The organism is uncultured Erythrobacter sp., assembly GCF_947499705.1.
Lineage (GTDB): Bacteria > Pseudomonadota > Alphaproteobacteria > Sphingomonadales > Sphingomonadaceae > Erythrobacter.
Genome location: NZ_CANMPJ010000001.1, coordinates 729,775 through 748,612, shown reverse-complemented (window position 1 = coordinate 748,612; position 18,838 = coordinate 729,775). Strand labels below are relative to the sequence as shown.

General features: G+C 60.6%; 19 protein-coding genes. 10 read left to right on the top strand and 9 right to left on the bottom strand.

The features are described 5' to 3' along the window. Positions 1–118 precede the first annotated feature (118 nt). The 4 genes from Q0837_RS03430 (at position 119) to Q0837_RS03415 (ending at position 5,612) form a co-directional block, all read left to right on the top strand. Entirely contained in the window at positions 119–2,785 is a 2,667-nt protein-coding gene (locus tag Q0837_RS03430) for an ATP-dependent DNA helicase (protein ID WP_298469742.1), read from the top strand. Continuing rightward, positions 2,782–3,873, top strand: coding sequence for an AraC family transcriptional regulator (locus Q0837_RS03425; RefSeq protein ID WP_298465300.1), 1,092 nt, complete (start codon positions 2,782–2,784; stop codon positions 3,871–3,873). The genes Q0837_RS03430 and Q0837_RS03425 overlap by 4 nt, the downstream gene beginning before the upstream one ends. Positions 3,874–3,976: 103 nt before the next feature. Continuing rightward, positions 3,977–4,903: a sterol desaturase family protein gene (locus Q0837_RS03420; protein WP_298465299.1), complete on the top strand. Its 927-nt coding sequence runs from the start codon at positions 3,977–3,979 to the stop codon at positions 4,901–4,903. A 181-nt stretch (positions 4,904–5,084) separates the two neighbouring features. Then, the gene (locus tag Q0837_RS03415; RefSeq protein WP_298465297.1) at positions 5,085–5,612 is read left to right on the top strand and encodes a histidine phosphatase family protein; all 528 of its coding nucleotides are present in this window, start codon (positions 5,085–5,087) and stop codon (positions 5,610–5,612) included. Here Q0837_RS03415 and soxR read toward each other — a convergent pair. Further along, complete coding sequence (gene soxR, locus Q0837_RS03410; protein WP_298465294.1) at positions 5,609–6,073, bottom strand: redox-sensitive transcriptional activator SoxR; 465 nt, start codon at positions 6,071–6,073, stop codon at positions 5,609–5,611. The two genes, Q0837_RS03415 and soxR, sit on opposite strands and share 4 nt — an antisense overlap. Positions 6,074–6,184: 111 nt before the next feature. Between soxR and Q0837_RS03405 the strand changes: the two genes are divergently transcribed. Then, on the top strand, positions 6,185–6,577 hold the full coding sequence (locus tag Q0837_RS03405) for a VOC family protein (protein ID WP_298465292.1): 393 nt from the start codon (positions 6,185–6,187) through the stop codon (positions 6,575–6,577). Between the two features lie 67 nt (positions 6,578–6,644). Here Q0837_RS03405 and Q0837_RS03400 read toward each other — a convergent pair whose 3' ends face one another. From Q0837_RS03400 to Q0837_RS03390, 3 genes are read right to left on the bottom strand one after another with little or no spacing between them, the layout of a single operon-like run. Beyond that, the gene (locus tag Q0837_RS03400; protein ID WP_298465289.1) at positions 6,645–7,274 is read right to left on the bottom strand and encodes an SOS response-associated peptidase; all 630 of its coding nucleotides are present in this window, start codon (positions 7,272–7,274) and stop codon (positions 6,645–6,647) included. Further along, positions 7,274–8,176, bottom strand: a complete 903-nt coding sequence (gene ubiA, locus Q0837_RS03395) for a 4-hydroxybenzoate octaprenyltransferase (RefSeq protein WP_298465287.1) — start codon at positions 8,174–8,176, stop codon at positions 7,274–7,276. The genes Q0837_RS03400 and ubiA overlap by 1 nt, the downstream gene beginning before the upstream one ends. After that, positions 8,173–8,559, bottom strand: a complete 387-nt coding sequence (locus Q0837_RS03390; RefSeq protein ID WP_298465285.1) for a hypothetical protein — start codon at positions 8,557–8,559, stop codon at positions 8,173–8,175. Before Q0837_RS03390 ends, ubiA begins: the two co-directional genes overlap by 4 nt. 39 nt (positions 8,560–8,598) lie before the next feature. On the opposite strand from Q0837_RS03390, the gene Q0837_RS03385 reads away from it, so the two are divergent. The 4 genes from Q0837_RS03385 to Q0837_RS03370 all read left to right on the top strand — a co-directional run bounded on the left by Q0837_RS03385 (position 8,599) and on the right by Q0837_RS03370 (position 11,450). Continuing rightward, positions 8,599–9,354: a 16S rRNA (uracil(1498)-N(3))-methyltransferase gene (locus Q0837_RS03385; RefSeq protein WP_298465283.1), complete on the top strand. Its 756-nt coding sequence runs from the start codon at positions 8,599–8,601 to the stop codon at positions 9,352–9,354. 87 nt (positions 9,355–9,441) lie between these two features. Beyond that, positions 9,442–10,812, top strand: coding sequence for a glutamate--cysteine ligase (locus Q0837_RS03380; RefSeq protein ID WP_298465280.1), 1,371 nt, complete (start codon positions 9,442–9,444; stop codon positions 10,810–10,812). 15 nt (positions 10,813–10,827) lie between these two features. Then, on the top strand, positions 10,828–11,130 hold the full coding sequence (locus tag Q0837_RS03375; RefSeq protein WP_298465277.1) for a putative quinol monooxygenase: 303 nt from the start codon (positions 10,828–10,830) through the stop codon (positions 11,128–11,130). Positions 11,131–11,150: 20 nt separating this feature from the next. Next, positions 11,151–11,450, top strand: a complete 300-nt coding sequence (locus Q0837_RS03370) for a putative quinol monooxygenase (RefSeq protein WP_298465275.1) — start codon at positions 11,151–11,153, stop codon at positions 11,448–11,450. Positions 11,451–11,457: 7 nt separating this feature from the next. Here Q0837_RS03370 and Q0837_RS03365 read toward each other — a convergent pair whose 3' ends face one another. The 5 genes from Q0837_RS03365 to Q0837_RS03345 form a co-directional block, all read right to left on the bottom strand. Then, the gene (locus Q0837_RS03365; protein WP_298465272.1) at positions 11,458–12,855 is read right to left on the bottom strand and encodes a DUF1295 domain-containing protein; all 1,398 of its coding nucleotides are present in this window, start codon (positions 12,853–12,855) and stop codon (positions 11,458–11,460) included. Positions 12,856–12,952: 97 nt separating this feature from the next. Further along, positions 12,953–14,290 (bottom strand): PQQ-binding-like beta-propeller repeat protein, encoded by a 1,338-nt coding sequence (locus tag Q0837_RS03360; RefSeq protein WP_298469739.1) that lies wholly within the window; start codon positions 14,288–14,290, stop codon positions 12,953–12,955. A gap of 55 nt (positions 14,291–14,345) precedes the next feature. Next, complete coding sequence (locus tag Q0837_RS03355) at positions 14,346–15,161, bottom strand: tetratricopeptide repeat protein (RefSeq protein WP_298465270.1); 816 nt, start codon at positions 15,159–15,161, stop codon at positions 14,346–14,348. Between the two features lie 155 nt (positions 15,162–15,316). Then, a complete protein-coding gene (locus tag Q0837_RS03350) occupies positions 15,317–16,447 on the bottom strand; it encodes a glycosyltransferase family 4 protein (protein ID WP_298465268.1) in 1,131 nt (376 codons plus the stop codon). Beyond that, positions 16,444–17,310, bottom strand: a complete 867-nt coding sequence (locus Q0837_RS03345; protein ID WP_298465265.1) for an alpha/beta hydrolase — start codon at positions 17,308–17,310, stop codon at positions 16,444–16,446. The genes Q0837_RS03350 and Q0837_RS03345 overlap by 4 nt, the downstream gene beginning before the upstream one ends. 74 nt (positions 17,311–17,384) lie before the next feature. Between Q0837_RS03345 and Q0837_RS03340 the strand changes: the two genes are divergently transcribed. Continuing rightward, on the top strand, positions 17,385–18,791 hold the full coding sequence (locus tag Q0837_RS03340; protein WP_298465262.1) for a protein adenylyltransferase SelO family protein: 1,407 nt from the start codon (positions 17,385–17,387) through the stop codon (positions 18,789–18,791). Positions 18,792–18,838: the final 47 nt, after the last annotated feature.

The following is an 18,838-nucleotide window of genomic DNA, read 5'->3' as shown; positions in this document are numbered from 1 at the left end:
CACCCCAGCGATCACGCCTGCGCCGGTTCCCCTTCCTGCCTTGCACGCCAGCCATGGCGGCAATTGGTTGCGCTCGCCCACAGGTGAGACTGGTGCTGTGTCTAAGGGCGACGCGATCATGGCGGCGGCCGATACGCCGATCCTGCTGCTCAACGCGCCGCTGGTGGCGAACCGGTTGGGCTATCCCGACCTGTCTGGTCTCGATCTGCTCGAACTGTTCGCCTTTGTGCACCCCGCGCGCTTCTGCGTGCCGACGCCGCGAGGATTGGCGCAGGCGTTGGAACTCGACGAGCCAGAAGGCGATGAGGATGTCCCTGCCTTCCTGCAGCGCTCTGCCGGAGCGCTGGTCGCGGCCTGCGAAGACCGCGAATGGTTTGAGCGCGAAGGTGCGTGGAGCGCGTTGCAATCGCTCGAGCGCATGCGCTGGCCGTGGGCGCAGGTGCTAAAACCGCATGTGAAACGCCCGGAGCGTGCCGAGCGCTGGCTGTTCGCAACCCTGCCCGAATGGGAGGAAGCGCCCGAGCGCGGTGCGCCGCAGCAAGTTGAGTTGCCGGACGATCAAGTACTTGACCAACTTGACAACCTGACCGGCGAAGGCTCAGAAAAACGCGACGGCCAACGCTCCTACGCTTCGGACGCTGCACGCATTTTCGCGCCGCGTGACAAGCGCGACCTGCCCCATATCGCACTGGCACAGGCCGGGACCGGAATCGGGAAGACCTTGGGCTATCTCGCTCCGTCCTCACTATGGGCGGGCGCATCGGGTGGAACCGTCTGGGTCTCGACCTTCACCAAGAACCTGCAACGTCAGCTCCGCGCCGAAAGCCGCCGCGCATGGCCGCCCAAACGTCCCGACGGGACACCGCCAGTCGTGGTGCGAAAGGGGCGTGAGAATTACCTCTGCCTGCTCAACCTCGAAGACGCATTGCAAGGCGGCTTCGCGGGGCGCCCTGCGATCCTTGCGCAACTGGTGGCGCGTTGGGCCGCCTTTACCCGTGACGGTGACATGATCGGCGGCGACCTGCCCGGCTGGCTCGGGACTTTGTTCCGCAAACGCGGCATCGCGGCGCTTACCGATCAGCGCGGAGAATGCATCTATGCCGGGTGCCCGCATTACCGGAAATGCTTCATCGAACGCGCTGGACGCGACAGCGCGCAAGCTGACCTTGTCATCGCCAACCATGCGCTCGTGATGGTCAACGCGGCGCGCGGACGCGACCATGCGCAGAGCCCGACACGGGTGATCTTTGACGAGGGGCACCATGTATTCGAAGCCGCAGATTCCACATTCGCAGCAACGCTTTCGGGCCAGGAGGCAATCGAATTGCGCCGCTGGATCATGGGTCCGGAGCGAAAGAATCGCGGTCGGCGGCGCGGCCTCTCTGCCCGGCTCGCAGATATTGCCAGCTATGATGATGAGGGCGGCGAAGCAATCGAAGCGGCCTGCGAAGCGGGCGCGGCGCTGCCCGGCGAAGGCTGGTTGCAACGGCTGAATGAAAGCGAACCCTCCGGCCCAATCGAACAACTGCTCTTCGCCGTGCGCGCCGCGACCTATGCGCGCGATGAAAGCGGCGGTCAGGAAGCGGGATACGGGATCGAAACCGAAGCATCCGGCCTGCCTGGTGAAGTGATCGAATCCGCCGGTGCTGCCTCGCAAGCTCTTGCAGCCATCCGCACCCCGCTGATCAAGCTTGGCGGCAGGCTGGAGGCCATAATGGCCGAACCGCCCGACTGGCTCGACGGGCAAGGCCGCGCCCGGATCGAAGGCGCACGGCATTCGCTCAGCTGGCGGGTCGATCTGCTCGCTGCATGGGAAGCCCTGCTCGAGCGGCTCGGCGGCCCCGCAGATCCGGAATTCGTCGATTGGCTCGCGGTCGACCGCTCTGATGCGCGCGAATTCGACGTTGCGATCCACCGTCGCTGGCTCGACCCGATGAAACCGTTTGCGAAGGTGGTGCTGGAACCCGCCCACGGCGTGATGCTGACCAGCGCAACCCTGACCGACCGGATCGGCGCTCAAGCGGGCGACCCGTGGGAAAGCGCGATCCAGCGCTCGGGCGCGGCGCATGTCGAAACCCAGCCGCTGCTATCCGCTTCCGACAGTCCATTCGACTATGCCAGCCGCGCCGAAGTGCTGATCGTCACTGACATCAAGAAAGGTGACCTGCCCGGTCTCGCCGGAGCCTATGCTCGCCTGATCGAGGCCAGCGAAGGCGGCGTGCTGGGCCTGTTCACCGCCATACGGCGAATGCGCGCTGTGCATGGCCGGATCGCCGATCGGCTCGCGCGCGAAGGCCTGCCGATCTACGCGCAGCATGTCGACCCGATCGACACCGGAACGCTGGTCGATATCTTCCGCGACGATCCGCGCGCCAGCCTGCTCGGCACCGATGCGCTGCGCGACGGCGTCGATGTGCCCGGGCGATCTCTGCGATGCGTGGTGCTCGAAGCTGTCCCGTGGCCGCGCCCCGATATCCTGCACAAGGCCCGCCGCGCGGCATCCGGAGCGGGTGGCCAATACGACGACCGGATCATTCGCGCACGGCTGGCACAGGCGTTCGGCCGCCTGATCCGAAACAAGGACGATCACGGCCATTTCGTCGTCCTATCCGCCGCTTTCCCCAGCCGCCTGCTCAGCGCCTTTCCAGAGGGTACAGCGATCCGCCGAGTCACACTGGACGAAGCGCTTGAGCGCATCAAAGGAGGATTGATCGGCGAAGAGCACAGCGAAGCCGTTGAAACGGCTGGAATTGCGGACGACAAACCGCCAGAAAGTCCAGCATGATCGAAGACTGGGTCTTTTTGGTTCGGATAATGGGCATCGGCAGCGGGCTGACGCTAATTGCGATGGTCGTCGCCAGCGAGGTTCGCCTTTCCGTCCGGGTTCCGCTTCTGGGGATGACCATCGGCGTTATCGGTTACTTGCTCAATTCAACCCCATTGATGACCGTCGACGGCCCGATGGATCCATGGATCGATCTGGTTTCCTTATCGACCCCGTTCTGGATCTGGCTGTTCGGGCGCAGGCTGTTTGAGCGGGAACCCGAGCAGCGGATCATGCTGGGGACTGCGGCCACCATGCTGGTTGGTTGGTTCCTGTCCAGCTTCGTCCCTGCAACAGACCTTGCCGGTTTCTTCATATTGCACGTCGTCTCTCTCGCCCTTGTCGCAGACCTTGTGCGCGTCGGCATCTTCGAGCGCGATGATGACCTCGTCGAACAACGCCGGATCGTTCGTCTATGGCTGCCATTGCTGGTCGCCGTCCAGGCAGGGCAAATCCTGCTGGTCGAGATGCTCGAAGTGTTCTTCGACCTGGACAGCCGCTATCCGCCAATGTCGCTGCTCAATTCGACCATCATCCTGCTGATCATGCTGTTCGCGGCGATCACTCTTTTCCGAACCGACCGCGATCTGCTGCCCGCACGCGGCGAAGAACAAAGCGCCACGCCTGACGAGCTAGCCGAACCGCTCGATCTCTCGCCGTCCGAAACCGTGCTGCACGAAAAGCTGACGAGCGCCATGGACGAAGGAGCGTACCGCGAACCGGGCCTTACGATTGCCGGACTGGCAGCCAATCTCGACACGCCGGAACACCGGCTCCGCGCGCTTATCAATCAAAAACTCGGCCATCGAAACTTCTCGGCCTTCCTCAATCGCTACCGGATTGCGGAGGCGCGCGAGAAACTGGCGGATCGCGAAAGCGTGGATTTGCCGGTCCTGACCATCGCCATGGATCTTGGCTACAATTCCCTGCCGACATTCAACCGGGCCTTTCGCACCGAGACAGGGACTACGCCCAGCGAGTTCCGCCGCGAGGCAATTGGCGTCGAAAGCGGCGCACCAATTCCCGCCACACCGGCTGTTCAAAACTGAAAAACGCTGTGCAATTCTAAAATTGACCGGCATTTTTCGCCGCTGCGGAGCCTGATACGCGGCGTTCGGGCACATCTTGGCTCGAACACCACAGGAGCCCGCCGTGACGACACAAGCAGCAACCGAGACCAGTTTTGCCAGCGCCTTTGATCGCGTCGGCGCTCACTTTATCGATGTCATCTATTTCGATGGCGGGCGGTATGTGATCGCTGCGGGCGTGCTGACCCTGTTTCTATTTATCTGCAAAACGTGGGCAGACAATCGCCGCATCCAGCGCAAACGCAAAGCGAGTGCAGCCGACTATCGTCGTGAAATCCTGTCGTCCGGGCGCACAATCCTGGTCTTCGCAGTCACCACTCTGGCGACGCTCATTGGCCGCGAAATGGGCATTATCAATCTGAAACTGGAAAATGCCGCACTGCTCACAATCACATGGCAGTTCGCGCTGATTGTGGTGGTCCATGATGCCTATTTCTACTGGATTCACCGCGCGATGCATTCAAAGCGGCTGTTCAAGGCAACGCATCTGCATCACCACAAATCACGCACGCCTACGCCGTGGACAGCATACAGTTTCTCCAGCGCGGAAGCGTTCTTCGAAGCTGCCTTCATGCCGCTATTCCTGCTGGCCACCAGCCAGCTTGGCTTTGCTTATGCAGGCTTCGCGATCCTGTTTTTCCTCTGGCACATGATCATCCGCAACGTGATGGCCCATGCCGGTTCTGAACTGTTCCCCGCAGGATGGGTCGACAATCGTCTTACGAGTTGGATCAGCACCACCACGCATCATGATCTCCACCACAGTTCCGGCCACAATTACGGGTTCTATTTCACCTGGTGGGACAAGTGGATGGGCACCGAGCATCCGCGTTACAAGGAAGAGTTCCGCAAGAACGCCAAGCCGATCTTTGCTGCGGGCCGCCTTCCCGGATCGCTGGCCGAGCGTTTGTCGGTCACGGTCATGGCCTTGTTCGCTGCGTCGATAGCGCTTGGCGGCCCCTTTGCCGGGATCGAAACAGGAATCCTCTGACGAAATCAGTCCCCAGTGGCCGGAGCACTCCTCGCTCCAGCCAAGCGGCAGTCTCCGGCGCGGTCCCCATACCGCGTCACGAGGCTGCCGCATTTGCTTTACAGGAGGGACTGTATCGTGCTGAGAGAATTTGCGTGGCGGCACCAGCCACGGTGGGATTCAATGGGAGAATTGTCGGGTCATGAAGATCCTCGGACTGTTGCGACATGCCAAGTCCGACTGGGACGACACCGCCCAGCGTGATTTCGATCGCGGACTGAATGATCGCGGGCGCAGGGGCGCCGCTCTGATCGGCAAACATATCGCGGATCATGGGACAAAATGGGGCGCACTGATCGCCAGCCCTGCGGTGCGCGTGCAATCGACCCTTGAGGTTGCTTTGCCCGATATCGAACCGATCCTCGACAAACGGCTTTATCTCGCGAGTTCGGACACGATCATCGAAGCCGTCGAAAGCCATGGCGGCGATAACGACACTGTTCTGGTCGCGGGGCATAATCCGGGCCTGCAGGATTTGCTGCTCGATCTCGTCTCACCCAGTCATGAAAACGATCTCTTCCGCGAAGCAACGGTCAAGTTTCCGACTGCGACATTCGCGGTGCTCGAATGCAATATCAGCGACTGGACCGAGCTGCGGAAATACGTCGCCAAGCTGGTGCACTTCGCGCGACCCCGCGATCTCGATCCGGAACTTGGCCCAGAAGGCTAAGCCGCTCTGCTGGAGATGATCTGGCGTGGGCCGGGACCTTGATCAGCCAGCCGGTCGTCCGGATTGTAGATCGCGCATTTCTTCAGGCTCAGACACCCGCAACCGATACAGCCATCGAGCCGGTCGCGCGTGCGCTCAAGCTGCGCGATCCGTTCATCGATATGCCCGCGGATCGACCGGCTAATCATGCGCCAGTCGCGTGCGTTGGGCGTGCGCCCATGCGGCAGCTTGGCAAGCTCATCCTTGATCGCGCCCAGTGACAGGCCGAGCTGCTGCGCGATTAGAATGAAGCTGACCCGGCGAATGTCGGATCGAAGGAAGCGCCGCTGATTGCCGCTTGTTCGCACAGGTTCGATCAAGCGCTTGTCTTCGTAAAACCGGATTGCTGAGACGGACAGCCCAGTGCGGCGAGCCATTTCTCCGATAGGGATGAGGTCAGTCTTGCGCGGCACAGTTGGCATGAATCGACTCCTGAAGAATTAGCTTGATCTCAAGTTAGGTTGAGGTTGCATGATTGGCAAATAGACGATTCGCGGATCGTTAAACTAGCATCAGAATTCAGGAGAATTACCATGCCCAAAGGTCAGATCGAACATGCCAATCTCAGCGTGACAGACCCCGAACGCAGCGCGAAACTTTTCAAGCAGCTACTCGGCTGGGAAGAGCGGTGGCGCGGGCCGAGCCAGAAATACGGATGGACCATCCATGTCGGTGATCCGGGCAATGGCGCGACCTATCTGGCGCTTTACACCGGTGACCATGTCAAAGGCGGCTACTCCAAGGGCCAGCCGCTCAATCATGTCGGATTGCTGGTGGATGACCTCGCCGAAGCCGAAAAAGCCGTGGCTGGCGCTGGCCTGAAGCCCTTCGGGCACGACGACTACGAGCCGGGCGAGCGGTTCTATTTCTTCGACTGGGACGGGATTGAGTTCGAAGTCGTCAGCTACGCAGGAGAGCAGGCATGAACGAACCGATCCTCCGCGAACCCATGTTCCCTCCTACCATACCGAAGCCCCCTGCGCGTGCGCCCGGTCAGAAAAGGCTCTTTTGGCTCGCGACGCCGCCAGCCCATGGCTGGTCGGTTCGGTCGATCGTGAGATCGCTGTCCCACGCCTTGCACAAAGCGCGTGCTTCATCAGGCGATCCGTCGATCCATCCTTCGTAATCCGCAGAACTGAGCAGGACAGGCATGCGGCTGTGAATATCGGCGGCTGCCGATCCGGCGCTGTCGGTCATCACCATCGAGTAGCATTTACCCCACTCATCGCTCTCTCGCCAAACGCCTGCGCAGGCGAACAGCTCGGCATCGGGGAGCGACATCCATGTACGGGTCATGCTGCCTTTTGGCCCCTGAGCCTCAGCCCACGCACTGACTGGGATCAGGCACCGGCGCTTTTCAAAAGAGGACCGCCAGAAAAAGCTGTCGAGCTTGTCTGTTCGCGCATTGTTGACGGGCTTTGGTTTGAGCGGCTGGCCGTTTTTGCCTTTCATCACCAGTGGGAAGCCCCAGCTCATTTGATGCAGCGAGCCACCTGCGACAACCAATCCCGGCGATCCGGGGAACAGTTCGCCAGCGAAGTTCGCGCCGCCCAATGCGTCAATTGCATCGAACCACCGGGCAACCTCGTCCTTGTTCTTGGTCATGTTGTAGAGGTTGCACATCAGGCGTTCCCGACCGTGAAGCACGCCAGCGCCATCAAAGCCCCTGCCCATCGATTCGAGCGGAAACGCTCAAGCGGGTTTTCCGGGTCATCCGCATTGAGCGTAGCCACCTGCCACAGCAGATGCAGCGCCACCGGCAAAAGCGTAAGCAGGGCCACCCAGTCTGGTCTGTATAGCCAAAAACCCAGCGCCCACAGGCCTATGGTAGCGGCGTAGAACCCGGCAATTCCTGCCTGCACTTTGCTGCCCATTCGCAAGGCGGATGACCGGATGCCAACCATCGCGTCATCCTCCCTGTCCTGCAGTGCATAGATCGTATCGAACCCAATCACCCAGGCGATGCACCCTGCGTAGAGGCACGCAAGCGCGTCCCAATTGTCGAATCTCAGCTGCGTCCAGCCGACCAGTAGCCCCCACGTGAACACCATGCCCAGCCAAGCCTGCGGCCACCACGTGATCCGCTTCATGAAGGGATAGCCGGCTACCAGAGCCAAACTTCCGAGTGCCACCAATTGCGCCTCCCAGCGCAATTGCAGCAGCACGATCAAGCCAATCAGGCACAGAAAGACCAGCCACGCCCAGGCGACCTTCTTTGACACTCGTCCGCTCGCGACTGGACGCGCAGCCGTGCGTGCGACTTTGGCGTCCAGATCGGCATCAACGATGTCGTTGTAGACACACCCTGCGCCGCGCATCGCTATTGAGCCGAGCAGAAACCAACCGAGCAAGGCCCACTGAAACCCCGCCCCGCTCAACCACACGCCAAACACACAAGGCCAGAACAGCAGCCACCATCCTATTGGACGGTCAAACCTTGCCAGTTGGGCAAGGTCGCGCGGCAATTGCGGTAAGCGCTCAACGATCCCGCGATGTTCGCTATCGGGAACGATCTGCTCGGTCATAATGTGCGCTCTTGAGCCCGCGCCGCCCGCCAGCCAATCACTGCCAGAACCAGCATCGTTACATTTCCGGCGAAGTCGAGCATTCCGACAGAGGTAAGCACCGGCACTTCGTAATGGAAATACCAATTGAATACGAAGAATGGCAGCAGCAGCAAGCCAAAAACCAGAAACGCGCGTGCGGACCAATCGAGCACCAGCGCCATCACTCCAAACAGCACCGCTTGCGCGCCGAAACACGCCATCACGAAGCGCATCATGAAGGTATTATCCTGATATTCAGGCGTGATAGCCAGCTCGATTACGCTGCCCGGCGCGAACAGCGCCCAGCCGCCAAGGGCCAAAAATACGCCAGCGATACCGAATTGTGCCAATCGTGCGCTCATGGCTTGCTCCCTAGCGGCGTGCGCGCCTAGTGCAAAGCCATGCCCGCGACCCCTGCCTGGCCTCCGAAAAGCGCACCGCGCCTGTTTGTCGAAGACGAAATGGGCGGCGGACGTATACTCGCCCTGCAAGGCAATCATGCGCATTACCTCGGCAAGGTTATGCGCGTGCGCGAAGGCGATACGATCATTCTGTGCGACAATATCACCGGGGAGTGGGCAGCCACGGTGGAGCAGGTCGACAAGCGCCGGATTGATGCAAAAGTAATCGAGCAGTTGCGCGCGCGCGAGACTGTTCCCGACCTATGGCTCTGTCCCGCTTTGCTGAAGAAAGATCGCTTCGATCTGGTGCTCGAAAAAGCGACTGAGCTGGGTGCCGCCAGAATACAGCCGGTTATTATGCGACGATGTGTCGCGGATAAGCTCAATCTCGATCGCGCCCGCACCATCACGACCGAAGCGGCGGAACAATGCGCACGCACTGCATTGCCAGAGGTTTCCGAACCGCTGAAACTGGAAGCTGTCTTGCGCGAATGGCCACAAGATCGTGCCCTGTTTTTCGCCGATGAGTTGGGCGGTGCGCCCGCTGCCGAAACTTTCTCAAAGCACCGCGGGCCCGCAGCCATAATTCTGGGTCCCGAAGGCGGATTCGATGATGCCGAGCGCGACGCCATCCGCAGCCATCCGCAAGCTCGGCCGATAGGCCTCGGCCCACGTATCCTGCGCGGCGAAACGGCCGCGATTGCCGCTCTATCGGTCTGGATGGCAACAGTCGGCGATTGGTCGACCCAAGAATGACTTGAGTCGACAAAATCTAAATTGCGCTTCCCACGCCGGAATCGGTTTCGTAGGGCAACTGGCACGAGAGGAAGGGGGCTTGCCCTTATGAGTACACGCGAAGCATCGGGGTCGGACGAACCTATCATCGAAGGCATCGAGCAGTTGATTGCGCCGATGGCTTCCGGTGAAAAGCCGAAATCCGAATGGCGGATCGGCACCGAGCATGAAAAGCTGGTCTACAAACGCGAGGATCGCCGTGCCCCGTCCTATGACGAGCCTGGCGGTATCCGCGATCTGCTGAGCGAACTCACCGAGTTCGGGTGGGAACCGGTCGAGGAAAACGGTAATGTCATCGCATTGAAGGGCGACGATGGCGCCGTAAGTCTCGAACCGGCAGGACAACTGGAACTCTCTGGCGCTCCGCTCGAAAATCTGCACCAGACTTGCGCCGAAACCGGGCGCCATTTGGCACAGGTCAAGGAAATCGGGGAGCGCTGCGGCGTGAGCTATCTGGGCCTCGGCATGTGGCCCGACAAGACCCGCGAAGAGCTGCCGGTGATGCCCAAGGGGCGCTACGAAATCATGATGCGTCATATGCCCAAGGTCGGCAGTCTTGGCCTCGACATGATGCTGCGAACCTGCACGATCCAGGTCAATCTCGACTATTCATCCGAAGCCGACATGGCGCAAAAATTTCGCGTCGGGCTGGCTCTTCAGCCGCTTGCTACCGCCCTGTTTGCCAACTCACCTTTCACCGAGGGCAAGCCGAACGGGTTTCTTTCCTACCGATCCCACATCTGGTCCGACACCGATCCGTATCGCACCGGCATGCTGCCATTCGTGTTTGAAGAAGGCTTCGGATACGAACGCTGGGCCGACTACATGCTCGACGTGCCGATGTATTTCGTCTTCCGCGACGGCAAATATATCGATGCTGCGGGGCTTTCCTTCCGCGACTTCATGGACGGCAAACTGTCTGTGCTTCCTGGCGAACGTCCAACCGCGAGCGATTGGTGGGATCACCTCTCAACCGCTTTCCCCGAAGTGCGGCTCAAGAGCTTCCTCGAAATGCGCGGCGCCGATGGCGGCGCATGGAGCCGGATTTGTGCGCTTCCTGCACTCTGGGTCGGCCTGCTCTACGAACAAGGCGCGCTTGATGCGGCTTGGGATCTGGTCAAGGACTGGTCGATGGAAGAGCGCGAGGCGCTGCGCAACGATGCCCCGAAACTCGGCCTCGATGCAAAAATTCCCGGTGGAGGCACCCTGCAGGACCTCGGCAAGGAAGTGCTCGCGATCGCGCATGGCGGGCTCTCTGCTCGCGGCAAGCTCAATGCGAGCGGCGATAATGAAACCGGCTATCTCGAAACTCTCGATGAGATCGTAGCCACGGGGAAAGTTCCGGCGCAGCGTTTGCTCGACGCCTATCACGGCGAATGGGCCGGCGATGTGAGCAAGGTTTACAAATACTCGTTCTGAGAAGAGGAATTCAACATGCTGATAGTTCTCGCGAAAGCCAAAGTCGGTGACGGTGCAATCGAAAGCGCTCGTGAAGCAATCGCGACCATGGTCGAAGCATCGAATGCCGAAGAAGGCTGCATCGACTACGCCTTCACGCAGGACATTCTCGATTCCAGCACAATGCACATCGTCGAAAAATGGGTCGATGACGCCGCACTCGTCGCGCACTTCCAGACCCCGCACATGGCAGCGTTCCAGCAGGCGCTGGCGAGTCTCGATGTCTCGGTCACCGAGGTATCCAAGTATCAGTCAGATGAAGGCTCGCCGTTGATGTAGGCGCAAGGCTGCTCGCGAACATGCTGATCATCACCGGAACAATCCGAATCCCATCCGGGCAGCTCGCGCATGTCCAGCCGGCAATGCGCGAAATGATCACTGCTTCACGGGCCGAAGATGGTTGCCTTGCCTACTCGTATGCGCTCGACGTGCTCGATGATGGGTTGGTCCACGTGCATGAGGTCTGGACCGATCGCACAGCGTTGGAGGCACATTTTGCGTCCCCGCATCTGGCAGCCTGGCGTGCGCAATTTGACGAATTGGGGATCACGGATCGCAGCCTTGTCTCGTTCGAGATTGATGCGACTTCGCCAGTTTAGCGGTTAGCTACTCAGCTGGCTCTGCCACTGTCCCTCGCCCTTCCCCGCTGCCGCGCCGCATGATCCGGCGCTTCAGCCGCGCGAGCGGGGCGGTGATCACACCGTACTGTTCCATCCAGTCATAATATTCGCGGTACTTCGGGTCCTCGGCGAGCAGATGCGCTTCCTCGGTCCGCGCGCGCCAATAATAGATCGCGTTGACCATCAACAGGAAGAAGCAATTGCGGATGGCATCGGCAGGCGAACCGCTCATCACCAGAAATGGCATGACCGAACACCACCAATAGAGGTTCTTCGACAGGTAAGCCGGGTGACGGGTGTAGCGATACGGGCCGTTAGTCAGCACCCCGCGATAGGTCAGGTTTGAGAAGCGAATGCCGAATGCGACAGTCGCCCAGGCGTAGATGGCGGTGAGGAATACCAGCCAGACTGCCCATGCCCAGAGCATCACCTCAGTGCCCGCGAACCAATGGCCCCACCCGGCGGTGTTTCCTTCATAGCTGAGGATCTGGTTGTTGCCGCCGATGATGCCCCAGACGAAAGGCGGGTAGCACAACAGCGCCGCCAGCCAGCCACCGAGGAACGGGTTGCCGCTGCGGATATGTGCATCAAGCGGACGCAGCGTGAACAGGTATCCGACCGTCCCAATTTGCACATCGATCAGGAAAAGCAGCGTGATCAACAGCACGCCGATCTCGATCGGATTGGCTAGGATCTGTGCAGGACTTGCCTCGACAATGGTCGCAAAACCCGGCGGCAGGATCGAGATCATGAATGCGCCGAAAAACGCCTTGATGATCCATGCACGCCAGTGCTTCTTGATCGGCTCGGAATTCCATTCCTCGCGCCCGATAAGCATCGCGCCGAAGTGCCACGTCGCGTCGCGCTGATCGATCATGACGCGATCCAGCCAGACAACGTAGGGAACCGACAGCACAACCATTGGCACAATGGCGGCCATCAGCACTTCCATTGCGAACAGATACTGGCCGTCCCAGTACCAGCGGCACAGAGCATACAGCGCAGCGAGAATCGCCCATGTCGCCCACAGCCCGGCGATCTTGACGATCGAAACCGGCATCACATCGGCCACCGAGCGTTTCAAACTCCAGTCGAGCCCGGTCGATGGACGCAGGTGCACCCTGTCGACCAGCACCGACCAGATCGTCATAGGGCCTGCAGTGAAAAGCATCGCAGCCAGCGCGGCATAGGGACCGGAAAGTACCCCGCGTTCTGACGAAAGCGCCCCCGTCAGACCCAATCCATCGGCGATTGTCGGATAGGCGCGGCAGAACAATATCCATGCGAACAGGCCCAGCAATCCGGCAAGGCCTACGCCTGCCGAAACGTCGCTGGGTGGAGGCGCCGGTTTGGCGCCGCTCGCGGTGTGATTCTTCGCGCTCATTGCCCCAAGGCCTTAGCGCCAAAGGGTTAATGACGTGGTTAGAAGCTCATGCCGGTCCCGACCGGGCACAGCACCCGGACAAAGATTAACGCTGAAATCAGCGCCAGGCGTGGATCGTGCCGCTATCGTCCAGCACGTAAAGATGTCCGTCGGCAACCACCGGGGGCAGGCTGACCGGCTGATCGATATCGGCAAACATCTGCGCCGAACCTTCGCCAGCGCTCAGTTTCCAAACCTCTCCGCGCGAGCTTGCAACCCACAGGTGATTGCCCGCGAGCACAGGGCCAGTCCAGAAGATCGGATCTTCTTTCTTCTTTTCCTTGCGCCATTGCTGCAGCTGAGTGATCCAGCGAACGCGTCCGCTTGAACGCGCAATGGCCAGCATCCGCGCATCATCGGTCAGTGTGAATATCCACTCGCCCGCAATAGCTGGGGTGGAAATACCCGCAAGGTTCAGTTCCCAGATGCGCTGGCCGGTGACCAATTCATAGGCCGCCATGCGGCCGCCCTGCCCGAGCGCATAGACGCGCCCGGAATCAATAATCGGATCGGCATCGATATCGGTCAGCGAGCTAACTCGGGTAGAAATGTTCGTCCGCGCCAAGGCGTCCGACCAGAGCGTCCGTCCGTTCTCATAACGATAGGCTGTCAACTCGCCGCTGGAATAACCAGCGATCACGGTACCTTGCCCAGCAGCTGGAGCAGCTACGCCGAACACGCCCGATTGCGTGGCAGAACCGGATTCGTCCCAAGCCAGCGTGCCATCCGCGATGTTGAGCGCAATGACCTGGTTATCCTGCGTCATCACGAAAATCTGACCGAAGGCGATCGTCGGTGAACCGCGCAGCGGCCCAGCCGGCTTCACCTTCCAGAGGATTTCGCCGGTATTCGCGTCCAGTGCTTTGACTTCGCCCGCGCCGTTGGTCGCATAGAGCTTGCCGTCGTTGAAGCTCACCCCGCCGCCAAAGGCCGAAGGACGCATGTCGTCGTCCATGGCGGGATTGACGCTCCATGCGCGCGCCCCGGTCTTTTTGTCCAAGGCTAGAATTGCGCCGTCGGACCCGACAGCAAACAGCTTATCACTTCCGATCACCGGGGCAGCGGCAAGACGCACGCGATCGGTTGAGCCTTCAACGCGGGCAGTCCATGCCTTTACCGGGTTCTCACTCAGCGCGAGGTGTCCGTAAGACTTGCTGGCCGAGCCGCCGACCTGCGCCCACTCGCCGTTCGCCAATGCGGGTGGAAGCACCACGCTGACGCCAGCAAGTGCTGGATCGACGCTGGTCGTGTTCTGGATACGCGTAAGGATGGCAACGCGCTCACCCACTGTTGGCGTGGTCTTCTTCTCACCGCCGAACAGCCCGCCTTCGCAGCCCGTCAGCGTCGCGGCGAAAGCACCCGCCAAAAGCGCGGTTTTCATGGCATTCATTTGCATTTTCATCTGTCCGTCCAGGTTATTGGAATGTCGCCGAGCTTCAAACCGCTGCGCTTTATTGGGCGCCTACGGTCCCGACTGCGGCGCCCGCGCTTTCCCCGCTAGGCGAAGCCACTCCCTCATCTTCCAGCAATTGTTCAACATCTTCGATTGCGTCGACCCCGAGCAATCCAGCCATTTGCCGCGCACGAGAACGCAGCGTTTCAGGCACGCTTTCGTCTTTCGCGATTTCCGCGAACAGTGTCCCGGCCTGATCGCGATTGCCCGCTTCGAGATGCGCGATAGCGGTCAACTCGCCTGCGCTGCCAAAGAAGGCGTTGCCCGGCACGGCCAGATCCTTGAGCCGCTCGATAATTTCCGCCGGTTCGCGGTCATCGAAATTTGTCGCAACTTCGCGAATGCGGGCCAGATCGCGCAAAGCTGGCGGTGCTTCGGCATCGTCGGCGACTTGCTTGAACAGCGCGACCGCCTCATCGAACTTTTCTTCTTCAAGCGCAGCACCCGCCTGAAGCAACCGCGCAGAGGTGCGCGCGCCGGGCGTATCGCTATCGATCAGCGGAGAGACTTTCTCCGTCGCAGCAGCAAAGTCCTGCGCCTGCGTGGAATCAAGCGCGCTCACCAGAGCTTCGGACTCGGCCTCAAGCGCCGCTTCGGTCTGGTTGTCCCAGAACAAATAGCCACCGAAAGCGACCAAGGCGATCGCCAGACCCCCGCCGAGCAACACGCCATATTTTTGCGCGAACTGCTCGACATCGTCCTTGCGCACCGCCTCATCGATTTCGCGCATGAGGACTTCGTCCTCAGCCGATGTCTCGGGCTTTGGCTTCTTGTCTTGGTCGGTATTGTTAGGGTCGGTTGGGTTGAGCGCCACGGAGCTCTGATCCTCGTCCAATTTCGTTTCGCGCGTGCTTTAGGCAGGAGCGCTGCCTTCCGCAATGCCGCGTACGCACTGCTTGCGACCCTCTCCCCCGTGCAAATGCCGCGACCAAGTTGAATGGGAAATGAAGCGTGGGTGACGCCATGGCATCAGAATTGTCGCTCCATCGCGCCGGAATAGAGGTCTCGGTAGCGCTTGATCATAGTCGCTTCATCGAATTCTTCGCGCGCTTTCTTTTGGTTCACAGTGCCGATCAGATCGCGCAGATCGGCGTCTGCAGCCAGCTCCTCCAGCATCACGCCCAGCGGAATGGGATCGCTGGACGCGGCAATATAGTGGCGATTGTCTTCGGACAGCATGGTCCGGATATCGCCGACATCGGGGGCAACGACGGGCAGCCCTGCTGCCATTGCTTCGACCACGGAAAGCGGGAACTGCTCGGATTTCGAAGACAAGGCAAAGATATCGAACAGGCCGATCACGCTGGCTGGATCGGCAATGGCTCCGGGCAGATGTACGCGGTGGGCATTCTCGGCATCGACGGCGGCCTGCCGGATTGCGTCCTTGTCAGGCCCCTCACCCAAGATCACAAGGTGCCAATTCTCCGGCAAGCCGACACACGCCTCCACCAGAGCAGGTAACTGCTTGACCGGGCGCAAACCGGCGAGCGTCCCAATCCAGAACTCGCCTTCGCGTTTGACGACGCGAAGCGCGCTGGGCTTGGGCTTCTTCGCAAATCTCTTCGTGTCGATCCCATTGGGGATGCGGAGCACACGGTCACGGGGCTGTTGCCAGGTATTGAGCGCTATTTGCTCCAGCACCCGGCTCGGCACTACCAGAGATGAAACCCGGCTAAGCGCAGCGCGGCGATACCAGTTGCGGCGCGATTTGAGTTGCTCCGCCTCGTCTTCGTTGAAGCCATCCTCGTGGTGGATGAGCGGCGGCAGATCGAACTGCTTGGCGAACACGGTGTGCGCCATGACGACATCCATCGCGCCCCAATTGTAAGTCAGGATCAAATCATAGGGCTTGAGCGCCTGAGCGATATTCACCAGCCTGCCGGGCGAAGGGAAACCGGTCAGCGATGGAAAGTCGCTCGGGAAATCGACCTCCACCGCGCGGTCGATGTGCTCGCGGGCGCCCATCTGATCCGGCTCGCCCGACACAATCGTGTGCTGCAGCGCCTTGCCGAAAGCGTTCATCAGCTGCACCGCGCGCAGCTCTTTCCCGCCAGCCGAAAATGTCGAGTGGCAATGCAATATCCGTGGCGGAGCGGTCATTTCAGATCAGCCAGCAAGCTGTCGATTGCCTCGCGCGCTTCAGGCTCGTCGAGAGTCGGTGCATGGCCTACGCGTGGGACAGTCACGGTCCGCATCGCCGGATTGCGCGCGCCCATCTGCTTGACCGTTTCAGGGGTCAGCAAATCGGACAGCTCGCCGCGCACCAACACCATCGGCACATCGCGCAAAGCCTCGAATGCTAGCCAAAGGTTGGGCGGTGCGGCGTTGCCCGGTTTCGAGAACGGCTCAGCGATGGCCATGTCGTAGTCATAGCTGATCCGGCCATTCTGGCTGACCACCAATGTACGCTTAGCCATCTCCAGCCACCGATCGAGATCGTAATCGGGGAACGCCGCTCCGTGCACTTCGCACAGACTGCGCGCGGCATGGAGCCAGGTCGGGTAACTGCGCCCTTGCCCGACATAGCCTGAGATCCGCTCGACCCCGGCGGTCTCAATCTCGGGGCCGATATCGTTGAGCAGACAGGCGAGGATCCTGCCCGGCTTCGCTTGAGCGAGCATCATTGTCATCAGCCCGCCCATCGATGTTCCGATGGAAATGAAGCTCTCAATCCCCTCTTCGGCCAGCAACTTCTCGACATCGGCCACGTAGACCAGCGGATTGTAAGTGTCGGAATCCGGTGCGTAGTCGCTCATCCCGCGACCGCGCATCTCGGGCACGATCACACGGCGGGTTTGCGCCAGATGCTCGGCCAGATCGGCAAAGTCGCGTGCATTGCGCGTCAGGCCGTGCATGCACAGGACCGGCGGTCCATCATAACCTTCCGGTCCGGGATAGTCGCGGTAGTGGAGATTGAGGCCGTCGCTGCTGGTCCAGCTGCGGTCTTGGTACGATGTGGCCATAAACGGCGAAATTCCCTTGGCATTGCTTTGCCCCCGCGCTTGTGTCGGTGGCCGCTTGCGCCCAATATCGCGGGATGCGCGCCGAACCGCAACCTGCTGATTATCAGCCCGACACCGCAATCGACGCGCTAGCCGAATGGCTCGGCGCTCCGGTGGCTCCCGCTGACTTTCCCGAAACGCGGGTCCGCTTTCGCAGCGATCGCTGGGCCGCGAATGTCGGACTCGCCGATTTGAGTGACGAGGATTGGGCGCAGAACTTTGGCCGGTTCGTGCCGCTCGAAGGCAACATGCCTCGCCCGCTCGCGCTCAAATATCACGGGCATCAATTTCGCGTGTACAATCCGGATATCGGCGACGGCCGCGGGTTTCTTTATGCGCAAATGCGCGATGCGAGCGGCCGTTTGATAGACCTCGGCACCAAGGGTTCTGGCCAAACGCCGTTCAGCCGCGCGGGCGACGGCCGGCTGACGCTGAAAGGTGCCGTGCGCGAAATACTGGCGACCGAAATGCTCGAAGCGCTCGGGGTGAACACGTCGAAGACTTTTTCAGTGGTCGAGACCGGCGAGCAATTGATGCGCGACGACGAACCATCACCCACACGCTCCGCGGTGATGGTGCGGCTCAGCCATTCGCATATCCGCATCGGCACGTTTCAACGACTGCTCGCCTTTGAAGAGACCGAGCAAATGGAGGCGTTGGTCGGATATTGCCTTGAGCATTTCCCGGGCCCCATGCCGCCCGAAGACGCTCCCGGTCGCGAAGCACCGGCAGTGATGCTGATGCACCAAGTGGTCGAACGGATGGCCGATCTTGCCGCGAGCTATATGGTCGCAGGCTTCGTCCACGGCGTGCTGAACACCGACAATATGAACATCACCGGAGAGAGTTTCGATTACGGCCCGTGGCGCTGGCTGCCGACATGGGATCCGAGCTTTACCGCCGCCTATTTCGACCATGGCGGGCTTTATGCGTTCGGGCGTCAACCCGAAGCGCTGCATTGGAATTGCGGGCAATTGGCGGTGGCGCTGCGGCTGTTGGCAGACAGCGAGCCGCTGATCGCGGCGATGAACCGCTTTGGTCCGCTCTATATGGAGGCCATCGCACGGCGTTGGTGCTGGCGATTGGGCGTGGAACCGCGCGGCGTTGAGCAAGACAGCACTCTGGTGTCGGCCTGTGAAAAGGCCATGCGCGAAGGTGGCCAAGGGCCTGACGTGTACTTCTTCACCCATCGCGGCGGGCGAAACGCGACTGGCGAACTGGGCGAGATTCTCGGCGGCTACGAACCGATAGGGATCGCTCACGAATATTGGTCCGATCCGACACCCCAATCCATGTTGATCGACGAGGTCGAGGGCCTCTGGTCGCATATCGACCGTTACGACAATTGGGAGCCGCTCCATACTAAAGTCGAAGCGCTACGTCTCATGGGGCAGGCTCATGGAGAACCACCCGAACCAAGAGGACACGTCCAGCCCGACTGACTCAGGGGCGAATACCAAAGGCGCGTCTTAGCTCTATCTTTTCTGGA